The organism is Anoxybacillus gonensis, from assembly GCF_001187595.1.
GTDB lineage: Bacteria > Bacillota > Bacilli > Bacillales > Anoxybacillaceae > Anoxybacillus > Anoxybacillus gonensis.
The window spans coordinates 2,105,842-2,129,363 of sequence record NZ_CP012152.1 but is presented as its reverse complement, the minus strand read 5'-3'; the positions used below and the strand labels follow the sequence as shown (position 1 = coordinate 2,129,363).

The window sequence follows — 23,522 nt, the reverse complement described above, 5'->3', positions numbered from 1 at the left end:
ATTTCACATTTTTTTAGGGGTGAAAAAATGGCAGCGAATATGAAAGTGAAAGAAAGAGTAGCAAAAAAGCAAACGTTGTGTGGAGCGCTCATGTTAATTGAGGCGCTCAAAGCAGAAAACGTAAAAGTCATTTTCGGTTATCCGGGAGGTGCTGTGTTACCGATTTACGACAAGCTTTATGAGTCAGGCGTATTCCACGTGCTAACACGTCATGAACAAGGCGCTATTCATGCAGCGGAAGGATATGCCCGCATTTCAGGAAAACCTGGTGTCGTCATTGCCACATCTGGACCGGGTGCCACAAATATCGTGACAGGTTTAACAGATGCAATGATGGACTCTATTCCGCTCGTCGTCTTTACAGGGCAAGTGGCATCAAATGTCATCGGTTCAGATGCCTTCCAAGAAGCGGATGTGTTAGGAATTACAATGCCTATTACAAAACATAGTTACCAAGTACGCGACATACACGAGCTGCCAAAAATCATTAAAGAAGCATTTCATATTGCGACGACTGGGCGCCCAGGCCCTGTATTAATCGATATTCCGAAAGATATGGCCGTCGCTGAAGCGGAGTTTGATTACGAACAAGATGTACAGTTGCCAGGTTATCAGCCGACAACAAAACCGAACCATTTGCAAATTCGCAAGCTTGTTGAAGCAGTTAGTCAAGCAAAGCGCCCGGTCATTTTAGCGGGAGCAGGTGTTCTCCATGCGAATGCCCATGAACAGTTAAAACAATATGCTGAACAACAAAATATTCCTGTCATTCATACCCTTTTAGGACTTGGTGGTTTTCCTGCCGATCATCCACTATTTCTCGGGATGGCAGGAATGCACGGAACGTACACAGCAAACATGGCTCTGTATGAGTGTGATTTGCTCATTAATGTCGGCGCACGATTCGATGATCGGGTGACTGGAAATTTAGCGCATTTCGCACCAAAAGCAACGGTCGCTCATATCGATATTGATCCAGCGGAAATTGGAAAAAATGTACCAACAAAAATTCCAATCGTTGGTGATGCAAAAGAAGCACTCATTCAATTAATTGAACAAAACGGAAAGCGACCAGATGTATCAGAGTGGCTTAACAAGTTAAACGAATGGAAACGTGAATATCCGCTCATGTACAAACGCGAACCGGGTGTACTCAAACCACAACGTCTCATTGAAATGATTCACGAATATACAAACGGTGAAGCGGTTGTGACGACAGATGTAGGTCAACATCAAATGTGGGTCGCTCAATATTATAAATTTAAACAACCACATCGTTGGGTTACATCCGGTGGGCTTGGAACGATGGGATTCGGTTTGCCAGCGGCAATTGGTGCTCAATTGGCGCAACCAGAAGCGACGGTTGTAGCGATCGTTGGTGACGGTGGGTTTCAAATGACATTACAAGAGCTATCGGTTATTCAAGAGTTGAATTTGCCAATTAAAATTGTCATCGTTAACAATCAAGCACTCGGCATGGTGCGTCAATGGCAAGAAATCTTTTATGAAAAACGATATTCTCATTCTCTCATTCCGAATCAACCGGATTTCGTTCGGTTAGCGGAAGCATACGGCATGAAAGCGATGCGCGCAACGACGGAAGAAGAAGCAGAATACGTATTGAAAGAAGCATTTGCGACAAATGCCCCGGTTTTACTTGATTTTCATGTTCATCCAGGGGAAAACGTATATCCGATGGTGGCACCTGGAAAAGGGCTACATGAGATGGTGGGGGTGAAATGGTGAAGCGAATTATTACAATGACAGTAAACAACCGTCCGGGTGTATTAAATCGCATTACAGGTTTGTTTACGAAGCGACATTACAACATTGAAAGCATTACAGTTGGCCATACAGAAACAGAAGGCGTTTCACGTATGACGTTTGTCGTCAATGTAGATGATGAACGCATTGCTGAACAAATTACAAAGCAATTAAACAAACAAATTGATGTGTTAAAAGTTGTAGATATTACCGATCAAGCGATTATCGTTCGAGAACTTGCTTTAATTAAAGTGGCGGTTACAGCGGCGACGCGCGGTGAAATTTATACATTAATTGAACCGTTTCGTGCAGCGATTGTCGATGTGGCGCGCGATAGTCTTGTCGTTCAAGTAACAGGTGAGCCAGAAAAAATTGATGCGCTCATCGACTTATTAAAGCCATACGGATTAAAGGAAGTCGCAAGAACAGGAACAACAGCGTTTCCGCGCGGTTCACAACGCGCATCATCAACAAATAAATCACTATTCATCATTTAAATTAAGGAGAGGATTTTATTATGGTAAAAGTATATTACAATGGCGATGCAAACGAAGCTTACATTCAAGGAAAGAAAGTAGCGATTATCGGATACGGATCTCAAGGTCATGCCCATGCGCAAAACCTTCGCGATAGCGGCGTTGATGTGATCATTGGATTGAGAAAAGGTAAATCATGGGAAAAAGCAGAACAAGATGGATTTGTCGTCTTGCCAGTGGATGAAGCGACAAAGCAAGCTGATATTGTAATGATTTTACTTCCAGATGAACATCAGCCGAAAGTATATAAAGAAGAAATTGCACCAAACTTACAGCCGGGCAATGCCCTCGTGTTTGCACACGGGTTTAATATTCATTTTAACCAAATTGTCCCACCAAGCGACGTGGATGTCTTTTTAGTTGCACCGAAGGGACCAGGCCATTTAGTTCGTCGCACATATACAGAAGGAGCAGGTGTGCCAGCGTTAATTGCTGTATATCAAAATGTAAGCGGCGAAGCGAAAGAAACAGCGCTTGCGTATGCGAAAGCGATCGGATCCGCTCGAGCAGGTGTAATTGAAACGACGTTTAAAGAAGAAACAGAAACAGATTTATTTGGCGAACAAGCGGTTCTTTGTGGCGGGTTGACTGCTCTTGTCAAAGCAGGATTTGAAACGCTCGTTGAAGCCGGATATCAACCGGAAATTGCATATTTCGAATGTTTGCATGAGTTAAAACTTATTGTTGATTTAATGTACGAAGGCGGTTTAGCAGGCATGCGCTATTCTATTTCTGATACAGCACAATGGGGTGACTTTGTTACAGGTCCACGCATCATTAACGATGCGGTAAAAGCAGAAATGAAAAAAGTGCTCGAAGACATTCAAACAGGGAAGTTTGCAAAAGGTTGGATTTTAGAAAATCAAGCGAATCGTCCGGAGTTTAACGCGATTAACCGTCGCGAAAACGAGCATTTAATTGAAGTCGTTGGCCGCGAATTACGTAAAATGATGCCGTTTGTCAACGCTAAACAGAAAGATGTGGTGACGGTCGGTGCGAAAAATTAACATTTTTGATACGACGTTGCGTGACGGAGAGCAGTCTGCGGGCGTCAATTTAAACTTGCATGAAAAGCTAGAAATTGCTCGGCAGTTAGAACGCCTCGGTGTAGATATCATCGAGGCGGGATTCCCTGCCGCATCAAAAGGTGATTTCCAAGCCGTTCAAGCGATCGCACAAACCGTTCGCAACTGTTCGGTTACAGGTCTTTCTCGCTCTGTTCAGTCAGACATTGATGCGGCGTGGGAGGCGCTAAAAGATGGGGCGGAACCACGATTACACGTATTTATCGCCACGTCACCTATTCATATGCAATATAAATTGCGCATGACACCAGAACAAGTGATTGAAACAGCTGTTGAGTCTGTTCGTTACGCGAAAAAATATTTTCCGATTGTACAATGGTCAGCAGAAGATGCATGTCGAAGCGATCTTCCGTTTCTTGCGACGATTATTGAACGAGTGATCGAAGCAGGAGCGAACGTCATTAATATTCCAGATACAGTCGGCTACATTACACCGAAACAATATGGCGACATATTCTCTTTTTTAAAGAAAAATGTTCGGAATATTGAAAAAATTAGTTTGTCTGCTCATTGTCACGATGACTTAGGAATGGCCGTCGCAAATTCGCTTGCAGCTATTGAAGCGGGAGCGACGCAAATTGAAGGAACGATTAATGGCATTGGCGAGAGAGCAGGAAACGCGGCAATTGAAGAAGTGGCGGTCGCGCTTTATATTCGCAAAGATTACTACCAAGCTGAGACGCGCTTGAACTTGCAAGAGATTAAACGAACGAGCAACCTCGTAAGCAAGTTAACAGGAATGATTGTCCCTCCAAATAAAGCGATCGTTGGTAAAAACGCTTTTGCCCATGAATCAGGCATTCATCAAGATGGAGTGTTAAAAGAAAAAACAACGTATGAAATTATATCTCCGCAACTTGTTGGCGTGCAATCGAATTCGATGGTGCTCGGAAAACATTCGGGACGCCATGCGTTTCGCACACGCATTCAAGAGCTTGGTTATTCGTTAACAGAAGAAGAAGTGAATCGTTTATTCGTTCGTTTTAAAGATTTAGCAGATAAAAAGAAAGATATTACCGATGATGATTTAATCGCCCTTATTTTAGATGAAAAGCTAGATACGTATAAAAACTTTTATCAATTATGTTCGATTCAAGTGCAGTATGGGACAAATCAAATTCCAACAGCAGTTGTCGTGCTGAAAGATGGAGAAGGAAACGACATTCAAGAAGCAGCAACGGGAGCTGGTAGCGTCGAGGCGCTATATAACGCTTTAGAAAAAGCGCTGCAATTGCCGGTGACGTTGCTTGACTATCGCATTGAATCCGTTGGAAGCGGACGTGATGCTTTAGCGCAAGTATATGTGAAAGTATCGCTCGATGGTAAAGAAGCAAGCGGGCGTGGAACGGCACAAGATGTGCTAGAAGCATCAGCAAAAGCATATATTCACGCCGTCAATCGCATGTTTGTCATTGAAAAAATGAAAGAAGAACAAGCGCTTGCCGCGCAATAACAAAGGGGGATGTTTTATGTATCGTATCGCTGTGTTACCTGGGGATGGCATTGGAAAAGAAGTGACAAAAGGAGCGGTAAAAGTTTTGCAAGCGATTGGTGATCGTTTCGGACATACGTTTCATTTTTCATACGGTTTGATCGGTGGAGAAGCGATTGACCGTGAAGGAACTCCGCTTCCAGAACAAACGCTTCAAATGTGTAAACAAAGCGATGCGGTATTGCTTGGTGCTGTTGGTGGACCGAAATGGGACAGTCATCCGCCGCACGTTCGTCCCGAAAGAGGACTGTTGCAAATTCGGAAAGAAATGAACTTGTTTGCAAATATTCGTCCGGTGACGTTTTATAACAGCTTATCAGCTTCTTCACCATTAAAACCACATGTGATTGAAGGAGCCGACTTTGTTATCGTTCGGGAGTTAGTCGGAGGTTTATATTTCGGAAAACCGAGTGAACGACGTGTGGAAAAAGGGGAAGAAACGGTTGTTGATACGTTGTTTTATAAACGAGCAGAAATCGAGCGCATTATCACGTTTGCTTTTACTCTTGCACAAAAGCGGAAGAAAAAAGTCACCTCTGTTGATAAAGCGAATGTGTTAGAGTCAAGTCGCATGTGGCGGGAAGTAGCTGAACAAGTCGCTAAGCGTTTTCCGGACGTTCAACTTGAACATATGCTTGTCGATAATGCGGCTATGCAGCTCGTTCGTTCACCAAAACAGTTCGATGTGATTGTCACAGAAAATATGTTTGGCGATATTTTAAGCGATGAAGCATCGATGTTAACAGGATCGCTCGGCATGCTTCCGTCGGCAAGCTTGTCTGTTGACGGACCTGCATTATACGAACCGATTCACGGTTCGGCTCCAGACATTGCTGGACAAAATAAAGCGAATCCGCTTGCAACGATTTTATCAGCAGCGATGATGCTTCGCTTATCGTTCGGACTTACAGAAGAGGCCGATGTCATCGAGCGAGCTGTTAAGCAGGTGTTGGATGCGGGATATCGTACCGCAGACATTGCCCAACAAGGTGATTGTGTATTATCGACGACAGCAATGGTCGAAAAAGTAAAAGATGCCATTTTAGATGATGTAGCGATTGAACGAATTATGCAAGTATATGTGTAGGAGGGATTGAGGTGGCGCCAAAGACGATTATTGAAAAAATTTGGGATGAGCACGTTGTGTACCGTGAAGATGGGAAGCCAGATTTATTATACATTGACTTACATCTCGTTCATGAAGTGACATCGCCGCAAGCGTTTGAAGGATTGCGGCAAAAAGGAAGAAAAGTGCGCCGCCCAGATTTAACGTTTGCGACGATGGATCATAACGTTCCAACGATCAATCGATTCGTCGTTGAAGATGAAGTGGCAAGAAATCAAATGACGGCATTGGAGCGGAACTGTCGTGAGTTCGGCGTTCCGCTTGCCGATTTAAACAGTCCAGAACAAGGCATTGTACATGTCATCGGTCCGGAACTTGGATTGACGCAACCGGGAAAAACAATCGTGTGCGGGGATAGTCATACGTCAACACATGGCGCTTTTGGAGCGTTAGCGTTCGGAATCGGCACGAGTGAAGTCGAACATGTGTTGGCGACGCAAACGTTATGGCAACACCGCCCGAAAACGATGCAAGTGAACGTCACAGGTGCATTGGCACCGGGTGTATCAGCAAAAGACGTCATTTTAGCGATTATCGGAAAGTTTGGTGTTGATTTCGGAACAGGGTATGTGCTTGAGTTTACAGGCGATGTTATTCGTCGTTTGTCGATGGAAGAGCGGATGACGATTTGTAACATGTCGATTGAAGCAGGCGCGCGCGCAGGGTTAATTGCTCCGGATGATGTAACGTTTGCATATTTGCGCGGGCGAAAATATGCTCCAAAAGGAGAAGCGTTTGAACAGGCCGTTGAAAAGTGGAAACAGTTATGCACAGATGAAGGAGCGGTATATGACCGTGTTATTCATATGGATGGAAGTGAAATCGCTCCAACCGTTACATGGGGGACAACGCCTGCGATGAGTTCTCCAATTGATGGAACCGTCCCTTATCCAGAAGAGTTTGCGACCGAAACGGAGAGAAAGGCAGTTCAGTTAGCCTTGCAGTATATGGGGCTAAAGCCAGGAACGAAAATGACGGATATTGCTGTTCAACATGTGTTTATCGGATCGTGTACGAATTCACGCATCAGCGATTTAAGAGAAGCGGCACAAATCGTGAAAGGAAAAAAAGTCGCACCGGGTGTAAGGGCGCTCGTCGTTCCGGGCTCACAACAAGTGAAAAAACAAGCGGAAGAAGAAGGCATTGCTCAAATGTTTATTGATGCAGGTTTTGAATGGCGCGATTCCGGCTGTAGCATGTGTCTTGGTATGAACCCAGATACTGTGCCAGCAGGAGAACATTGTGCTTCAACGTCAAATCGCAATTTTGAAGGACGGCAAGGAAAAGGGGCACGTACGCATCTCGTTAGTCCAGCGATGGCAGCTGCGGCGGCAATTTATGGACATTTTGTTGATGTGCGCACATTGTATAAAGAAGCGGTACGATAGGAGGGAGACGCGTTGGAACCATTCATTATTCATAAAGGAAAAGTCGCTGGTTTAGATCGTGCCAATGTGGATACGGATCAAATTATTCCGAAACAATTTTTAAAACGAATTGAGCGCACAGGATTTGGCCAATTTCTTTTTTATGATTGGCGCTATCTTCCAGACGGGACACCAAACCCGCATTTTGAGTTAAATCGCCCTGAAAACGAAGGAGCAACGATTTTAGTGGCAAATGAAAATTTTGGTTGCGGTTCATCGCGCGAACATGCGCCTTGGGCGCTTGCTGATTATGGGTTTCGTGCTGTCATTGCTCCTTCCTTTGCGGATATTTTTTATAACAACTGTTTAAAAAATAGTTTACTTCCAATTAAACTTTCAAAAGAAGATGTCGTGTATTTATTAAAACAAGCGGAGCGGTCAGATTATGAGCTGACTATTTCCCTTGAACAACAAGTCGTTTTTGATGACGAAGGATTTACAAGCGCGTTTGATATTGACCCGTATCGAAAACAGCTTCTTTTAAAAGGTTGGGACGAAATCGACTTAACGTTCGTTTATGAACCATATATTATCGCCTATGAAAAAGCACGCTCTTGACGATTCGTCGAGGGCGTTTTTCGTTGAGTTTGGTCAAAAACATTGTTAAACTAAAAGGCAAATGTAAGCGAAGGTGAACGAATATGAAAAAACGAAAAGTCGTTCCGCATCCATATGTAAAAGAGCGGTTGTTAACAGAAGGGATGAATGCGTTAAAAGAAAAGCGATATAAAGAAGCGTATACGTATTTGACACAATTGAAAGAGCTGCAACTTCACGATGATGATGTAGAAATGGCACTTGTCGTCTGTTTATTTGAAATGGGACATGTAGAAGAGGCAAAAGAAAGATGTGAGCAACTGTTAGAGCGCGGCAGAGGGGATTGGACGGTATACATCTCTATGCTCGTCCATTTACAACAATACGATGAAGTTGTCGCAGTCATTCATAAACTTCAGGGAAAAGGAATGGATTGCACACCGTTTTTACCGCTTTTACAGTTTAGTGAAAAAATGATTCGGTCTCAGCACGAACAACGCTCAAAACAATACGAATCGATTTTCGAAAGCGATCAATGGACGAAACAACTACGCACCCTTCACCAATTAGATGTGCGCACCGTTCCACACCTTGTTTCTATTTTTGCTCGCTATTTACATGATGAAATGAAACATCCAATTGTAAAAACGACGATGTTACACATATTAAGGAAAGAACAAGTGATGGAGCCGATGACCGTAAAAAAATTGGGGCAAACGATGACGGTCGTTCCAGCTGAGCTCGATGAACAACAACAAAAGCATTGGATAGAACAAGTGCTTGATATCATCGAACAAACGTGGGCGACACAAAATCCAACGATGTATGAATGGTGTGAACAAATATGGCTTCGTTACATGTTTGTGACATACCCGTTTCTTCCAGAAGGTTCCACACAACAATGGGCAAATGCGTTATACACATATGTTGAGCAATGTGAAACGGGACAAACGGTATGGACAAATCCGCTCGTTGCCAAACTTTATGAAGCAGAAAAATTGTGGCTCTCTGTTGAAAGTATATAATTGTATGGTATAATATAGTGGTTGTATTACACATAAAACCGTGTATGCCTACATATATGTAGTTCATTTACATGAATTTTTGAAGTTGGAGGGAAATAAGCATGTCGGCGAAATGGGAAAAACTCGAAGGCAATCAAGGCGTTCTTACAGTAGAAGTGGACGCTGAAAAAGTGAACGAAGGATTAGATGAAGCGTTTAAAAAAGTAGTGAAAAAAGTACAAATTCCAGGATTCCGTAAAGGAAAAATTCCTCGCTCTTTATTTGAAAAACGTTTCGGCGTTGAATCTTTATACGCAGATGCGTTAGATATTTTATTGCCAGAGGCATACGCAAAAGCTGTTGAAGAAACAGGCATTGAGCCAGTCGATCGTCCAGAAATCGACGTGGAGCAAATGGAAAAAGGAAAAAGCTTGATTTTCACTGCAAAAGTGACTGTGAAGCCAGAAGTGACGCTTGGTCAATACAAAGGGCTTGAAGTAGAGAAATTAGATGATACAGTAACTGACGAAGACGTCGAACAAGAATTAAAACGTTTGCAAGAGCGTCATGCAGAGCTCGTTGTGAAAGAAGAAGGAACAGTAGAAAACGGTGATACAGTCGTCATCGATTTCGAAGGGTTCGTTGATGGCGAAGCGTTTGAAGGCGGAAAAGCAGAAAACTATTCTCTTGTGATCGGTTCAGGTACATTCATCCCAGGATTTGAAGAGCAATTAATTGGCATGGCAGCTGGGGAAGAAAAAGACATTGAAGTGACGTTCCCAGAAGAATATCATGCAGAGCAATTAGCTGGTAAACCAGCTGTGTTCAAAATTAAATTGCACGAAATTAAAACAAAACAACTTCCTGCGCTTGATGATGAGTTTGCGAAAGACGTAGATGAAGAAGTAGAAACATTAGACGCGCTAAAAGAAAAAATTAAAGAGCGTTTAACAAAAGAGAAAAAAGAAGAAGCAGAAGCGGCACTTCGCGATGCAGTTGTTCAAAAAGCAACAGAAAACGCACAAATGGACATCCCAGAAGTGATGGTGAAAAACGAAACAGACCGCATGATTCGCGAGTTTGAGCAACGTTTACAAATGCAAGGATTAAACCTTGACTTATACTATCAATTCTCTGGACAAGATGAAGCGGCACTTCGTGAACAAATGAAAGAAGAAGCAGAAAAACGTGTTCGCGTCACATTGACGCTTGAAGCGATCGTCAAAGCAGAAAACATTGACGTAACAGAAGAAGAAGTAGAGAAAGAACTAGAGGAAATGGCGAACCTTTACAGCTTATCGGTTGATAAGTTAAAAGAGCTTTTAGGTACATTAGATGGCTTAAAAGAAGACTTAAAAATGCGCAAAGCAATCGATTTCCTTGTTGAAAACAGCAAAGTTGTTGCATAATGAGAAGAGAAAGAACAAGGTACATCACGTGCCTTGTTCTTTCCACATATAGTTGCAGTAATAAAAGTTTTCTAACTTTTCGCGCACATTTGCGTTTTTATTGGCATACTTTTAAAGATTTATGATAAAATGACGAATACATAACGTTTTTTCTTTTTCGTGTACATATGATAGTAGAGAAATAAGGGGTGAAATCATGTTTAAATTTAATGATGAAAAAGGGCAGTTGAAATGCTCGTTTTGCGGCAAAACGCAAGAACAAGTGCGCAAGCTTGTTGCTGGCCCAGGTGTATACATATGCGATGAGTGTATTGAATTGTGTACAGAAATTGTGCAAGAAGAGCTTGGATCGGAAGAAGAAGTGGAGTTCAAAGACGTACCGAAGCCAAAGGAAATTCGCGAAATTTTAGATGAGTACGTCATCGGGCAAGACGAAGCGAAAAAAGCGCTTTCTGTAGCGGTATATAACCATTACAAGCGAATTAATTCAAACAGCAAAATTGATGATGTCGAATTAGCGAAAAGCAATATTTTAATGATTGGGCCGACAGGAAGCGGAAAAACATTACTAGCTCAAACGCTTGCTCGCATTTTAAACGTGCCGTTTGCAATTGCTGATGCGACATCGCTAACAGAAGCGGGATATGTCGGAGAAGACGTTGAAAACATTTTATTAAAGCTTATTCAAGCGGCAGATTACGACATTGAACGTGCAGAAAAAGGAATTATTTATATCGATGAAATCGATAAAATTGCGCGCAAATCAGAAAACCCTTCCATTACGCGCGACGTATCGGGAGAAGGTGTGCAACAAGCGCTATTGAAAATTTTAGAAGGAACAATTGCGAGCGTGCCTCCACAAGGCGGACGAAAACATCCGCATCAAGAGTTCATTCAAATTGATACAACGAACATTTTATTCATTTGTGGTGGGGCGTTTGATGGTTTAGAACCAATTATTAAACGTCGTCTCGGGAAAAAAGTGATCGGCTTTAGCTCAGATGTACAGGCGGAAGTTGAAGAAAAAGATTTGCTGTCGAAAGTGTTGCCAGAAGACTTATTAAAATTCGGATTAATTCCAGAGTTTGTTGGACGTCTTCCGGTTATTACGAGCTTACAACCGCTCGATGAAGATGCGCTTGTTGATATTTTAGTGAAGCCGAAAAATGCCCTTGTTAAGCAATATGAAAAAATGCTCGAACTTGACGATGTCGAGCTTGAATTTGAAGAAGAAGCACTTCGTGAAATTGCAAAACGTGCGATTGAACGAAAAACAGGAGCGCGTGGTCTACGCTCTATTATTGAAGGGATTATGCTTGACGTCATGTTTGAATTACCGTCGCGTGAAGATGTGAAAAAATGCGTCATTACGGCAGAGACGGTACGCGGAGAAAAAGCGCCGCTTCTCATTTTACACGACGGAACGGTTGTTGAGTACGAACGAAAAACATCAGCGTAAATGAAAAAAAGGTCGATTTTCCGAATCGGAAAGTCGATCTTTTTTTGTTTATTTCCTTCTTTGCTCGGAGATACTATGCGTACAATACATATGCAGGAGGAACGGCCATGAATTGGACAAACATTGCGCTGCTTATTCAGTTGTTTTTCGGGATTATTATCGGCCTTTACTTTTTAAATTTATTAAAAAGTCAACGCACACAAAAAATTTCAATTGATAAAGAAGCACGAAAAGAGATGGAACAACTTCGAAAAATGCGTTCCATTTCATTAACAGAACCACTTGCTGAAAAAGTGCGTCCAAAAACGTTTGATGATATTGTCGGCCAAGAAGATGGAATGAAAGCATTAAAAGCGGCATTATGTGGACCGAATCCACAACATGTCATTATTTACGGCCCACCTGGTGTCGGAAAAACAGCAGCTGCCCGCCTCGTATTAGAAGAAGCGAAAAAAAATCCACTATCTCCATTTCGAAAAGATGCTGTATTTATTGAATTAGATGCAACGACTGCTCGATTTGATGAGCGCGGTATTGCTGATCCGCTTATCGGGTCTGTACACGATCCGATTTATCAAGGGGCAGGCGCGATGGGACAAGCCGGTATTCCGCAACCAAAACAAGGAGCAGTAACGAATGCTCACGGTGGGGTGTTATTTATTGATGAAATTGGCGAGTTGCATCCGATTCAAATGAACAAGCTGTTAAAAGTGTTAGAAGACCGTAAAGTGTTTTTTGAAAGCGCATATTATAGCGAAGAAAATCCGAATATTCCAAACCACATTCACGACATTTTTCAAAACGGATTGCCAGCTGATTTTCGACTTGTTGGCGCCACGACACGAACGCCAAATGAAATTCCGCCAGCCATTCGCTCGCGCTGTATGGAAGTATTTTTTAGGGAGTTAGAGCAAGAAGAAATCGCCCAAATTGTGAAAAAGGCCGCTGAAAAAGTAAACCTTCCAATTGAGGAACAAGCAGTTGATGAGCTTGCGATGTATGCTCGGAATGGACGAGAAGCGGTCAATACGCTACAAATTGCAGCGGGAATCGTCATTTCGGAGAAACGGTCTAAAATTTTGCGTCAAGATATTGAATGGGTGATTCAATCGAGCCAACTATCGCCGCGATATGAGAAAAAAGTAGGGCAAGAAGCAAAAGTCGGATTAGTAAACGGATTAGCAGTTTATGGGCCAAATAGCGGAGCACTATTAGAAATTGAAGTTGCGGTATTGCCGACAAAAGAAAAGGGAACGATCAATATGACCGGCATTGTCGAAGAGGAGCAAATTGGCGGACAAGGAAAGTCGATTCGGCGAAAAAGTATGGCTCGTGGCTCGATAGAAAACGTCATTACTGTTTTACGTACACTTGGTGTTCCTGCGGATCAATATGATATTCACGTTAACTTTCCGGGCGGCGTTCCGATTGATGGTCCTTCGGCTGGTGTTGCGATGGCGATCGGTATTTACTCCGCGATTTATCGTTTACCGATTGATCCAACCGTAGCGATGACTGGAGAAATCGGTGTACATGGAAACGTGAAGCCTGTTGGTGGCATTTTTCCGAAAGTAAAGGCAGCTAAGCAAGCTGGAGCGAAAACGGTCATTATTCCGCGCGGCAATATGCAGTCGATTTTAAGACAAGTGACAGACATTGAAATTGTTCCTGTTGATCATATTAGTGATGTTCTTTCCTTTTTATTTCACGAACATGTTCGTTCTGTTCCGATGCGTCATCATCTACCAAAAACAGAACGAATGTGAGAGCCATCGGCTTCAACGGAGCGTTGAAGTCGATTTTTTACGATGAAAGATTTTACAAACGCTATAATGTACTATACAATAGGGCAATAGAAGTATGATGGAGGTGCGGGGCTGTGGCGAGAAAGAAAAATAAAGTCATTCCACTCTTGCCGTTAAGAGGATTACTTGTGTTTCCAACGACAGTGTTGCATTTAGACGTTGGGCGGGAAAAATCAGTACAAGCGTTGGAAAAAGCGATGGTGGAAGAAAATCTCGTGTTGTTAACGTCACAAAAAGATGTACAAATTGATGATCCAGAGCTTGAAGATGTATACGAGATGGGGACGATTGCACGCGTGAAGCAATTGTTAAAGCTCCCGAACGGAACGTTTCGTGTGTTAGTGGAAGGGGTATCGCGTGGAAAAGTAGTCAAGTGGGTAAGTGAAGAGCCGTGCTATGTCGTGCAAGTGGAACCGTTTGTTGATAACGAAAAGGAAGATATAGAGTTTGAAGCGTTGCGTCGAACAATGCTCGAATATTTTGAGCAGTACATAAAGCTATCTAAAAAATTGTCCGCAGATATTTATACGTCTGTCATGGACATTCAGCAAGCGGGACGAATGGCCGATATTATCGCTTCCCATTTGCCGTTAAAGCTTGAAGAAAAACAACGGTTGCTTGAGGCGGTGGATGTGAAAGAACGCGTCCATCAAATCATTCAAATTCTTCATAATGAAAAAGAAATTTTACATTTAGAAAAACGAATTAGCCAGCGTGTGAAGCAATCAATGGAGCGAACGCAAAAAGAATATTATTTGCGCGAACAAATGAAGGCGATTCAAAAAGAGCTCGGGGAAAAGGAAGGAAAAGCGGGCGAAATCGATTTGTTGCGCGAAAAAATTGAACAAGCAGGGATGCCAGAACATGTGAAAGCCACTGCGCTAAAAGAATTAGAGCGTTATGAAAAAGTGCCAGCTGCCTCTGCTGAAAGCGGGGTTATTCGCAACTATTTAGATTGGTTGCTTGCGTTGCCGTGGACGAAACAAACAGAAGATATTCACGATATTCATCGGGCGGAAAAAATTTTAAACGAGGAGCATTATGGGCTTGAAACAGTAAAAGAGCGCGTGTTGGAATATTTAGCTGTTCAACAATTAACCAATTCATTACGTGGGCCGATTCTTTGTTTAGTTGGGCCACCGGGTGTTGGGAAAACATCGCTTGCTCGTTCCATTGCGAAAACGTTAAATCGACATTTCGTTCGCATTTCGCTCGGTGGAGTGCGTGATGAATCGGAAATTCGCGGTCATCGTCGCACGTACGTGGGTGCTTTGCCAGGTCGGATTATTCAAGGAATGAAAAAAGCGGGAACGATTAACCCTGTATTTTTGCTTGATGAAATTGATAAAATGTCAAGCGATTTTCGCGGTGATCCGTCTGCGGCGTTATTGGAAGTATTGGACCCAGAACAAAACCATTCGTTTAGCGATCATTACATTGAGGAGCCGTACGATTTATCAAAAGTCATGTTTATTGCGACAGCGAATACGCTCGCAACAATCCCGCGTCCATTATTAGATCGCATGGAAGTTATTACAATTCCAAGTTACACAGAAATTGAAAAGTTGCACATTGCAAAAGAACATTTATTGCCAAAACAAATGGAAGCGCACGGATTACAAAAACGAATGCTTCATATGCGCGATGATGCGATCATGCAAGTCATTCGTTATTATACGCGTGAAGCAGGTGTGCGCAACTTAGAACGTCAGCTCGCTTCCATTTGCCGCAAAGCAGCGAAAACAATCGTATCAGAAGGGCGAAAACGAATTGTTATTACAGAAAAAAATGTGAGCGAGTTTTTAGGAAAACCGAAATATCATTACGGACAGGCGGAGAGCGAAGACCAAGTCGGCGTAGCGACAGGGCTTGCATATACGGCAGCTGGTGGAGATACGCTAGCGATTGAAGTATCGATTGCTCCTGGAAAAGGAAAATTGACGCTTACCGGTCAATTAGGCGATGTGATGAAAGAATCTGCCCAAGCAGCATTTACATACATTCGCTCGAAAGCAAAACAATTAGGCATTGATCCAGAGTTTCATGAAAAACTAGACATTCACATTCACGTGCCAGAAGGGGCGGTACCAAAAGACGGTCCATCTGCAGGGATTACGATGGCAACAGCGCTGATTTCTGCTTTGACAGGGAAACCGGTCAGCCGCTTTGTCGGCATGACGGGAGAAATTACGTTGCGCGGTCGTGTACTTGCCATTGGCGGTGTCAAAGAAAAAGTATTAAGCGCTCATCGCGCCGGATTAAAGAAAGTCATTTTACCGAAAGAAAACGAAAAAGATTTAGAAGATATTCCAGAGATCGTAAAAAAACAATTGCAGTTTGTTCTCGTTTCACATATTGATGATGTACTTGAACATGCTTTGGTAGGTGGAGAAAAATGAAAATTACAAACGTAGAAATGGTCATTAGCGCTGTGAAGCCAGAACAATACCCAGCAGGCCAACTCCCTGAGTTTGCGCTTGCTGGGCGCTCCAATGTCGGAAAATCATCATTTATTAACAAAATGATTAACCGAAAAAATTTTGCGCGCACATCATCTAAACCGGGGAAAACACAAACATTAAACTTTTATCGAATTAATGATGCGTTATACTTCGTCGACGTACCGGGATATGGATTTGCGAAAGTATCAAAAACAGAACGGGAAGCGTGGGGAAAAATGATTGAAACGTATTTTACGACGCGCGAACAATTGAAAGCAGCGTTGTTGATCGTTGATTTGCGTCATCCCCCCACGAAAGATGATGTGATGATGTATGAATTTTTAAAGCATTACAACATTCCAACGCTCGTCATTGCGACGAAAGCGGATAAAATTCCGCGCGGGAAATGGCAGCAACATGCGAAGGTCGCTAAAGAAACATTGCGCCTTATTCCAGATGACGAACTCATTATTTTTTCTGCAGAGACAGGTCAAGGGAAAGATGAAGCATGGGGTGCGTTGCAAAAATGGATATAAATAAAAAATGTGGGTGAGTGACCCACATTTTTGTATATTTACCCCTTTTTTACGAACAATAAGTACAATCCGAGCAAAACGAATGCGATCGGCCAAATGTGGATGAGTGAATCAAATGTCACGGACGTAAACATTTGTTGAAGCCGATGTGAAAATAAAAAAATAATGGATAGCGTAAATAATAAAATGGTAGGAAGCAATGCTTGCTTTGTTTTTACGTATTGTAACAACAACCCGAGTGCGATAATGAACGTCAATGCGCTTATATCATCTGGCCACGCTGAAAGGCGTGAAGCGAGATGAAAATGAATGCCGATCCCAGTAAACGCCACACCGGACAAAATAGCGGAGTAGTCTTTTCCGATATACGCTTGGCCTAAAAAAGCGATACCGATCATGAACAGCAACGTTGGCCACGTATGGAAAGAAGGAAAAAGTGAAAATCGCTCTAGTAAAAAGTACGTTCCAAAACCGATTAAAATAATGCCAGAAAAAATACCACGTTTTTTCATTGAAAATCCCCCAATTCCGTGCGACACTTAAAACAGCACCTGTTCATTAGTTTACTAAATGAACAGCATTTAAGAAAGATCGAAAGTTGTCAAATTGTATTCACACTTTATAAGGAAAAAACAAAATAGACGTGCTATAATGAAATGAGATGACTTTAAAATTCGGGGTGATGGGAATGTATGTCGTCGTTGTCAGCGTAAACTATCGTACAGCCCCTGTCGAAATTCGTGAGAAATTGACGTTTAATCAAACGGAACTTGCTGAAGCGATGAAAGCGCTACAAAAGCAAAAAAGTATGTTAGAAAACGTCATCGTCTCGACATGTAACCGCACAGAAATTTATGCGGTTGTCGATCAACTAAACACAGGGCGTTATTATATAAAAACATTTTTAGCGGATTGGTTTGGGCTTGATAAAGAACAAATCGTTCCGTATTTACGTATTTACGAGGAACGTGAAGCGATTGAACATTTGTTCCGCGTCGCTTGCGGTCTTGATTCCATGATCTTAGGAGAAACGCAAATTCTTGGGCAAGTGCGCACAAGTTTCCTTTTAGCGCAACAAGAAAACACAATAGGCACGGTGTTTAAACAGCTATTTAAACAAGCGATTACATTAGCGAAGCGTGCACATGCCGAAACAGAAATTGGTGCAAATGCGGTTTCTGTTAGCTATGCAGCTGTCGAGCTTGCGAAAAAAATTTTTGGCGATTTGAAAAATAAACATGTGCTCGTTTTAGGTGCGGGAAAAATGGGAGAATTGGCGTTGCAAAACTTGTACGGAAGCGGCGTCAAACGCGTAACAGTGGTGAATCGCACGTTTGAAAAAGCGCAGCAACTTGCGGAACGATTTAACGGGGATGCCAAGCCGTTATCTCAATTGCAATGTGCGTTGCTAGAAGCGGATATTTTAATTAGTTCGACGGGCGCAAAGCAATACGTCATCACAAAAGAAACGATGGCAGTAATTGAAAAAATGCGCAAAGGTCGTCCATTTTTTATGATTGATATTGCTGTACCACGCGATTTAGATCCTGCGCTTGCTGAGTTAGATAGCGTCTTTTTATATGACATTGACGACTTGCAAGATATTGTTGAAGCAAACTTGGCGGAGCGAAAAAAGGCAGCAGAGCAAATTGAACGCATGATTGCTGAGGAAATGGACGAGTTTCAACAATGGTTGCATATGCTCGGTGTCGTTCCTATTATTGCAGCTTTACGCGAAAAGGCGATGCTCATTCAAGAAGAAACGATGAAAAGTTTAGAGAGAAAATTGCCACATTTATCGGAACGAGATAAAAAAGTATTAAACAAACATACAAAAAGCATCGTCAATCAATTGTTGCGTGACCCGATTTTGCGCGCAAAAGAATTGGCTGCAGAGGACAATGCAGAAGAAGCGCTTCAGTTGTTTATGAAAATTTTCAATATTGAACAACAAGTGAAGCAGCAACAAAAAGAGATGAGCTGTGTTCACGAGCGAGCAACAGAACCATCTTTTCAATCGTAAGGAAGATCATATATGTTTGACATGACGAGATGGTATGAACTCTCGCTTCTTTTACATGCATCGTCCGTTTTGTTTTATTTTATTGATTTTCTTCACCACAACCGGAAGGCAAACCGTATTGCTTTCGGGTTGCTTTCTATTGTTTGGGGGATGCAAACATTTTTCTTTTTTGCGAGAATGGTCGAAACAGGAAGATTTCCTGTTTTAACGCTTGCGGAGGGGCTATCGTTTTACGCATGGCTGCTTATTACGTTATCGCTTGCGATTAACGGATGGCTGCGCGTTGATTTCCTCGTCTTTTTTACAAACGTATTAGCGTTTTTTATTCTTTCGTTGCATACGTTCGCACCGACGCCGTACACCGTTGGCATTGCTGAACAGCTCATGTCAGAGCTATTGTTTATTCATATTACGATGGCCATTTTATCGTACGGAGCATTTTCGATTTCATTTATGTTTTCGCTTTTATATTTGCTTCAATATGAGCTATTAAAGAAAAAAAAATGGGGAAAACGGTTATGGCGACTCGGCGACTTAGCGAAGCTTGACGATCTTTCCTATGTGTTAAACGGCGTCGGTGTACCAGTTTTATTATTAAGTTTAATTTTAGGTATGGTTTGGGCATACATGAAAGTAGATCATTTCGTTTTATATGACGCAAAAGTGCTCGGTTCGTTTACTGTATTTGCAACATACAGTTTTTATTTATATAAGCGAGCTGTCAAAGGAATACAAGGAAAAGAAATGGCGCTTTGGAATATCGGATCGTTTCTTATTTTGCTTATTAATTTCTTTTTGTTTGGCACGTTATCACAATTTCACTTTTAGCGACTGTTGGAGGAAAAGCATGATGAGAAAAATCATTGTTGGTTCGCGCCGAAGCAAGTTAGCGTTAACTCAGACGAATTGGGTCATCGAGCAACTGAAACAGCTCGGTGCGCCATTTGAGTTTGAAGTAAAAGAAATTGTCACAAAAGGTGATCAAATTTTACATGTGACGTTATCGAAAGTCGGAGGCAAAGGGTTGTTTGTAAAAGAAATTGAACAAGCGATGCTAGATCGCGAAATTGATTTTGCAGTTCATAGTATGAAAGATATGCCCGCTGTTTTACCTGACGGATTAATGATCGGATGTGTACCGAAGCGTGAAGATCATCGCGATGTACTTATTTCGAAAGGGCATATTCCGTTTGAACAATTGCCGAGTGGGGCGATTGTTGGAACGAGCAGTTTACGCCGCTCGGCACAACTGTTAGCCGTTCGCCCAGACTTGAAAATCCAATGGATTCGCGGCAATATTGACACTCGTTTATCCAAGCTACAAACAGATGAGTACGATGCGATCATATTGGCAGCTGCTGGTTTGCATCGCATGGGCTGGGCGAAAGAAGTAGTGACACAATATTTACCGACCGACATATGTGTCCCAGCCGTTGGCCAAGGAGCATTGGCCATTGAATGTCGGGAAGATGATACAGAACTACTGCAATGGTTAAACAAGCTGACTGACGAGAAAACAGCGCGCGCTGTTCGTGCGGAACGCGCATTTTTACAGCGCATTGAAGGCGGTTGCCAAGTTCCTGTAGCTGGATACGCATCCGTTGATGGAGATGTCGTCGTCCTGACAGCGCTTGTTGCAACGCCGAATGGAACAGAAGTATTAAAAGAAGTTGTGCGAGGAACAGAGCCAGAAGAAGTAGGCATAGAAGCGGCACAACGATTAATTGAACGAGGAGCGAAACAGCTAATTGAACGTGTATTAAAGGAGCTGGGATAAATGCTTCGGGGGAAACGGGTGCTTGTGACGCGCGAGAAAGCGCAAGCAAAAGCGTTATCGCAAACGTTAGAACGATACGGTGCAATTCCTGTGGAACTGCCGCTCATTCGCATCGTACGCGCGAAACAGACGGATCAGCAATTGTTGCACAAGTGGCATACGTTTGATTGGATCGTATTTACAAGCCAAAATGGCGTTAAATATTTTTTCGAGCAAATTGGCGAAATGAAGCCACCGACGTGGCCGAAAGTGGCGGTGGTAGGAGAAAAAACAGCGCAAGCATTGCAAAAACGAAACGTCGTTGTTGATTTGATTCCAAACGAGTTTGTTGCTGAAAGTTTGGCCGAAGCGTTAAAGCCGTTGCTTTCAGCGAAGGCGCGCGTTTTGCTTGTGAAAGGAAACTTAGCGCGCGACACGTTGCGCGAACAATTAAGCAACATAGCGAACGTGACCGATTGGATTGTATACGAAACGACATACAACGAAGAAGCAAAGCCAAAACTCATTCATTTTCTTCAGCAACGAATGATTGATGCGATCACATTTACAAGCTCATCGACGGTACATAGTTTTGCACAAGCGATCGCAGGGGAAAACGTTGACTTGTCTTTCGTCACAATCGCATGTATCGGTCCGATTACGAAACAAACAGCGCTTCAGTTCGGGCTTCCTGTTCACGTTTGCCCACATACATATACAATCGATGAGATGGTTGAACAACTTCACCAATATTTTTCAAGGAGTGAATAATATGCAATTTGCACGTCACCGTCGTTTGCGACAAACGGCCAATTTACGAGCTATGGTACGTGAAACACATCTTCATACGGAAGATTTCATTTATCCAATTTTTGTCATAGAAGGAGAGGAAATAAAAAATGAAGTGCCATCCATGCCTGGTGTATATCAGCAATCGCTTGATTATGCCATTGAAGATGTGCGCGCAGCTGTTGACTTAGGCATTCGTTCTATTATCGTGTTTGGTGTGCCGAATGAAAAAAATGATATTGCTTCGCAAGCATATTGTGAACACGGCATCGTTCAACGTGCTATTCGTGCGATAAAGAATGAGTTTCCTGAACTTGTTGTTATTGCAGATACATGCTTATGTCATTATACGAGCCATGGCCATTGTGGCATCGTAGAAAACGGGACGATTATCAATGACGATACGCTTGAATTGTTAGCGAAAACAGCAGTAAGTCAAGCGAAAGCCGGAGCGGACATCATCGCACCGTCCAATATGATGGACGGGTTTGTGGCAGCGATTCGTCAAGCGTTAGATGAAGAAGGCTTTACATATGTCCCGATCATGTCTTATGCGGTCAAATATGCTTCGGCATTTTACGGACCGTTTCGTGATGCCGCGCATAGCGCACCGCAATTTGGCGATCGTAAAACGTATCAAATGGATCCTGCCAATCGCCTAGAAGCGTTTCGTGAAGCACAAGCAGATGTGAGCGAAGGAGCCGACTTTTTAATGGTGAAACCGGCACTGTCTTATTTAGACATTATTCGCGACTTGAAAAATCATTTCCATTTGCCGATCGTTGCTTACAATGTGAGTGGGGAATATGCGATGGTAAAAGCAGCAGCACAAAATGGTTGGATCGATGAAAAAGCGGTTGTGCTTGAAATGTTAACGAGCATGAAGCGAGCAGGAGCCGACTTAATTTTAACGTATTTTGCGAAAGACGTTGCTCGTTGGTTAAAGGAGGAAAAGTGATGCGTAGCTATGAACGTTCCAAAGCAGCGTATGCTGAAGCAGTGAAACTGATGCCTGGCGGGGTAAATAGCCCGGTGCGCGCATTTAAATCGGTAAAAATGGATCCCATTTTTATGGCGCGTGGAAAAGGATCAAAAATTTACGACATTGATGGCAATGAATATATTGATTACGTTTTATCATGGGGGCCATTGATTTTAGGTCATGCAAACGACCAAGTCGTTGAGGCGTTAAAACGAGTAGCAGAAACAGGAACAAGTTTCGGAGCCCCAACGTTAATCGAAAATGAACTTGCTAAACTTGTGATGGAACGGATGCCGTCTATTGAAATCATTCGTATGGTTAGTTCAGGAACGGAAGCGACGATGAGCGCTCTTCGTTTGGCGCGAGGATATACAGGACGAAATAAAATTGTGAAATTTGAAGGTTGTTATCATGGACATGGGGATTCGCTTTTAATTAAAGCCGGATCAGGTGTCGCGACGCTCGGCTTGCCTGATAGTCCGGGAGTGCCAGAAACGGTTGCTCAACATACGATTACCGTCCCGTATAACGACTTACAAAGCGTGCGTTATGCGTTCGAAAAGTTTGGGGAAGATATCGCAGCTGTCATTGTAGAACCTGTCGCTGGAAACATGGGAGTCGTTCCGCCAGAACCAGGTTTCTTGCAAGGGTTGCGCGATGTGACGAACGAATACGGTGCACTTCTTATTTTTGATGAAGTGATGACAGGTTTCCGTGTAGACTATTATAGCGGTCAAGGCTATTATGGTGTCACTCCTGATTTAACATGTCTTGGAAAAGTCATCGGTGGAGGGCTACCGGTTGGCGCATACGGTGGCCGTGCTGAGATCATGGAGAAAATTGCGCCAAGCGGTCCGATTTATCAAGCAGGCACGTTATCCGGAAATCCGATGGCGATGACAGCAGGTTATGAAACGTTGCGTCAATTAACGCCAGAAACATATGAAACGTTCAAGAAAAAAGCGAATCGATTGGCGGAAGGATTAAGCGAAGCGGCAAAAACATACGGTATTCCACATACGATTAACCAAGCTGGCTCGATGATCGGCATTTTCTTTACAAATGAGCGTGTCATCAATTACGAAACGGCGAAAACATCCGATTTAGACTTGTTTGCTCGCTATTATCAAGAAATGGCGAACGAAGGCATTTTCTTGCCACCATCTCAGTTTGAAGGCATGTTTTTATCGACTACGCATACGGATGAAGATATTGAAAAGACGATTGAAGCAGCGCGACGTGCGTTTGCGAAAATTAGCGATTGCCTATAAGGCGTCGCTTTTTTTATGCATACTTCTTTTTTCCTTCTCATACTCATAGTAATGTGAAATGACTTGGACGTTGAAGGAGA

At 42.8% G+C, this 23,522-nt stretch carries 20 protein-coding genes; 19 read left to right on the top strand and 1 reads right to left on the bottom strand.

All coding sequences use genetic code 11. The annotated features are described in order from the left end of the window. Window positions 1-27: 27 nt before the first annotated feature. The 13 genes from ilvB (at window position 28) to yihA (ending at window position 16,621) form a co-directional block, all read left to right on the top strand. A complete protein-coding gene (gene ilvB, locus AFK25_RS11170) occupies window positions 28-1,746 on the top strand; it encodes an acetolactate synthase large subunit (RefSeq protein ID WP_009361779.1) in 1,719 nt (572 codons plus the stop codon). Further along, window positions 1,743-2,261 (top strand): acetolactate synthase small subunit, encoded by a 519-nt coding sequence (gene ilvN / locus AFK25_RS11165; protein WP_035065573.1) that lies wholly within the window; start codon window positions 1,743-1,745, stop codon window positions 2,259-2,261. The genes ilvB and ilvN overlap by 4 nt, the downstream gene beginning before the upstream one ends. A 20-nt stretch (window positions 2,262-2,281) precedes the next feature. Further along, window positions 2,282-3,307, top strand: coding sequence for a ketol-acid reductoisomerase (ilvC, locus tag AFK25_RS11160; RefSeq protein ID WP_009361777.1), 1,026 nt, complete (start codon window positions 2,282-2,284; stop codon window positions 3,305-3,307). Then, window positions 3,294-4,838: a 2-isopropylmalate synthase gene (locus AFK25_RS11155; protein WP_009361776.1), complete on the top strand. Its 1,545-nt coding sequence runs from the start codon at window positions 3,294-3,296 to the stop codon at window positions 4,836-4,838. The genes ilvC and AFK25_RS11155 overlap by 14 nt, the downstream gene beginning before the upstream one ends. A 16-nt stretch (window positions 4,839-4,854) precedes the next feature. Then, window positions 4,855-5,964 carry a 3-isopropylmalate dehydrogenase gene (gene leuB / locus AFK25_RS11150; RefSeq protein ID WP_009361775.1) on the top strand — a complete coding sequence of 370 codons (1,110 nt, stop codon included), beginning with the start codon at window positions 4,855-4,857 and terminating at the stop codon, window positions 5,962-5,964. An 11-nt stretch (window positions 5,965-5,975) separates the two neighbouring features. Further along, on the top strand, window positions 5,976-7,391 hold the full coding sequence (gene leuC / locus AFK25_RS11145) for a 3-isopropylmalate dehydratase large subunit (protein WP_035065455.1): 1,416 nt from the start codon (window positions 5,976-5,978) through the stop codon (window positions 7,389-7,391). A 12-nt stretch (window positions 7,392-7,403) separates the two neighbouring features. After that, the gene (gene leuD / locus AFK25_RS11140; RefSeq protein WP_009361773.1) at window positions 7,404-7,988 is read left to right on the top strand and encodes a 3-isopropylmalate dehydratase small subunit; all 585 of its coding nucleotides are present in this window, start codon (window positions 7,404-7,406) and stop codon (window positions 7,986-7,988) included. 83 nt (window positions 7,989-8,071) lie between these two features. Further along, the gene (locus AFK25_RS11135; protein WP_035065458.1) at window positions 8,072-8,992 is read left to right on the top strand and encodes a DUF3196 family protein; all 921 of its coding nucleotides are present in this window, start codon (window positions 8,072-8,074) and stop codon (window positions 8,990-8,992) included. A gap of 101 nt (window positions 8,993-9,093) precedes the next feature. Continuing rightward, entirely contained in the window at window positions 9,094-10,380 is a 1,287-nt protein-coding gene (gene tig, locus AFK25_RS11130) for a trigger factor (RefSeq protein ID WP_035065461.1), read from the top strand. A 196-nt stretch (window positions 10,381-10,576) separates the two neighbouring features. Beyond that, complete coding sequence (gene clpX / locus AFK25_RS11125) at window positions 10,577-11,839, top strand: ATP-dependent protease ATP-binding subunit ClpX (protein ID WP_009361770.1); 1,263 nt, start codon at window positions 10,577-10,579, stop codon at window positions 11,837-11,839. Window positions 11,840-11,946: 107 nt separating this feature from the next. Continuing rightward, a complete protein-coding gene (lonB, locus tag AFK25_RS11120) occupies window positions 11,947-13,605 on the top strand; it encodes an ATP-dependent protease LonB (RefSeq protein WP_026011512.1) in 1,659 nt (552 codons plus the stop codon). A 113-nt stretch (window positions 13,606-13,718) separates the two neighbouring features. Further along, a complete protein-coding gene (gene lon, locus AFK25_RS11115) occupies window positions 13,719-16,043 on the top strand; it encodes an endopeptidase La (RefSeq protein ID WP_009361768.1) in 2,325 nt (774 codons plus the stop codon). After that, window positions 16,040-16,621 carry a ribosome biogenesis GTP-binding protein YihA/YsxC gene (yihA, locus tag AFK25_RS11110; RefSeq protein WP_009361767.1) on the top strand — a complete coding sequence of 194 codons (582 nt, stop codon included), beginning with the start codon at window positions 16,040-16,042 and terminating at the stop codon, window positions 16,619-16,621. The genes lon and yihA overlap by 4 nt, the downstream gene beginning before the upstream one ends. A 38-nt stretch (window positions 16,622-16,659) precedes the next feature. Here yihA and AFK25_RS11105 read toward each other — a convergent pair whose 3' ends face one another. Next, on the bottom strand, window positions 16,660-17,133 hold the full coding sequence (locus AFK25_RS11105) for a LiaI-LiaF-like domain-containing protein (protein WP_035065576.1): 474 nt from the start codon (window positions 17,131-17,133) through the stop codon (window positions 16,660-16,662). A 176-nt stretch (window positions 17,134-17,309) separates the two neighbouring features. On the opposite strand from AFK25_RS11105, the gene hemA reads away from it, so the two are divergent. Genes hemA through hemL form a run of 6 tightly spaced genes read left to right on the top strand, consistent with a single transcriptional unit; the run spans window position 17,310 to window position 23,442 of the window. After that, window positions 17,310-18,644 carry a glutamyl-tRNA reductase gene (gene hemA, locus AFK25_RS11100; RefSeq protein ID WP_035065465.1) on the top strand — a complete coding sequence of 445 codons (1,335 nt, stop codon included), beginning with the start codon at window positions 17,310-17,312 and terminating at the stop codon, window positions 18,642-18,644. A gap of 12 nt (window positions 18,645-18,656) precedes the next feature. After that, window positions 18,657-19,472, top strand: coding sequence for a cytochrome C assembly family protein (locus AFK25_RS11095; protein WP_019416762.1), 816 nt, complete (start codon window positions 18,657-18,659; stop codon window positions 19,470-19,472). Between the two features lie 22 nt (window positions 19,473-19,494). Further along, window positions 19,495-20,421 (top strand): hydroxymethylbilane synthase, encoded by a 927-nt coding sequence (gene hemC, locus AFK25_RS11090; RefSeq protein ID WP_026011513.1) that lies wholly within the window; start codon window positions 19,495-19,497, stop codon window positions 20,419-20,421. After that, window positions 20,422-21,171, top strand: coding sequence for a uroporphyrinogen-III synthase (locus AFK25_RS11085; RefSeq protein ID WP_035065468.1), 750 nt, complete (start codon window positions 20,422-20,424; stop codon window positions 21,169-21,171). Next, window positions 21,164-22,147 carry a porphobilinogen synthase gene (hemB, locus tag AFK25_RS11080; RefSeq protein WP_035065471.1) on the top strand — a complete coding sequence of 328 codons (984 nt, stop codon included), beginning with the start codon at window positions 21,164-21,166 and terminating at the stop codon, window positions 22,145-22,147. The genes AFK25_RS11085 and hemB overlap by 8 nt, the downstream gene beginning before the upstream one ends. Then, window positions 22,147-23,442, top strand: coding sequence for a glutamate-1-semialdehyde 2,1-aminomutase (gene hemL, locus AFK25_RS11075; RefSeq protein WP_035065473.1), 1,296 nt, complete (start codon window positions 22,147-22,149; stop codon window positions 23,440-23,442). Before hemB ends, hemL begins: the two co-directional genes overlap by 1 nt. The last annotated feature ends 80 nt before the right edge of the window (window positions 23,443-23,522 follow it).

Coding starts and splice junctions, on each gene's coding strand:
- leuB (WP_009361775.1), top strand. CDS start 4,855: ATGTATCGTATCGCTGTGTTACCTGGGGATGGCATTGGAAAAGAAGTG.
- tig (WP_035065461.1), top strand. CDS start 9,094: ATGTCGGCGAAATGGGAAAAACTCGAAGGCAATCAAGGCGTTCTTACA.
- clpX (WP_009361770.1), top strand. CDS start 10,577: ATGTTTAAATTTAATGATGAAAAAGGGCAGTTGAAATGCTCGTTTTGC.
- hemL (WP_035065473.1), top strand. CDS start 22,147: ATGCGTAGCTATGAACGTTCCAAAGCAGCGTATGCTGAAGCAGTGAAA.
- yihA (WP_009361767.1), top strand. CDS start 16,040: ATGAAAATTACAAACGTAGAAATGGTCATTAGCGCTGTGAAGCCAGAA.
- lonB (WP_026011512.1), top strand. CDS start 11,947: ATGAATTGGACAAACATTGCGCTGCTTATTCAGTTGTTTTTCGGGATT.
- ilvC (WP_009361777.1), top strand. CDS start 2,282: ATGGTAAAAGTATATTACAATGGCGATGCAAACGAAGCTTACATTCAA.
- ilvB (WP_009361779.1), top strand. CDS start 28: ATGGCAGCGAATATGAAAGTGAAAGAAAGAGTAGCAAAAAAGCAAACG.
- AFK25_RS11085 (WP_035065468.1), top strand. CDS start 20,422: ATGCTTCGGGGGAAACGGGTGCTTGTGACGCGCGAGAAAGCGCAAGCA.
- AFK25_RS11105 (WP_035065576.1), bottom strand. CDS start 17,133: ATGAAAAAACGTGGTATTTTTTCTGGCATTATTTTAATCGGTTTTGGA.
- AFK25_RS11135 (WP_035065458.1), top strand. CDS start 8,072: ATGAAAAAACGAAAAGTCGTTCCGCATCCATATGTAAAAGAGCGGTTG.
- hemC (WP_026011513.1), top strand. CDS start 19,495: ATGAGAAAAATCATTGTTGGTTCGCGCCGAAGCAAGTTAGCGTTAACT.
- hemA (WP_035065465.1), top strand. CDS start 17,310: ATGTATGTCGTCGTTGTCAGCGTAAACTATCGTACAGCCCCTGTCGAA.
- AFK25_RS11095 (WP_019416762.1), top strand. CDS start 18,657: ATGTTTGACATGACGAGATGGTATGAACTCTCGCTTCTTTTACATGCA.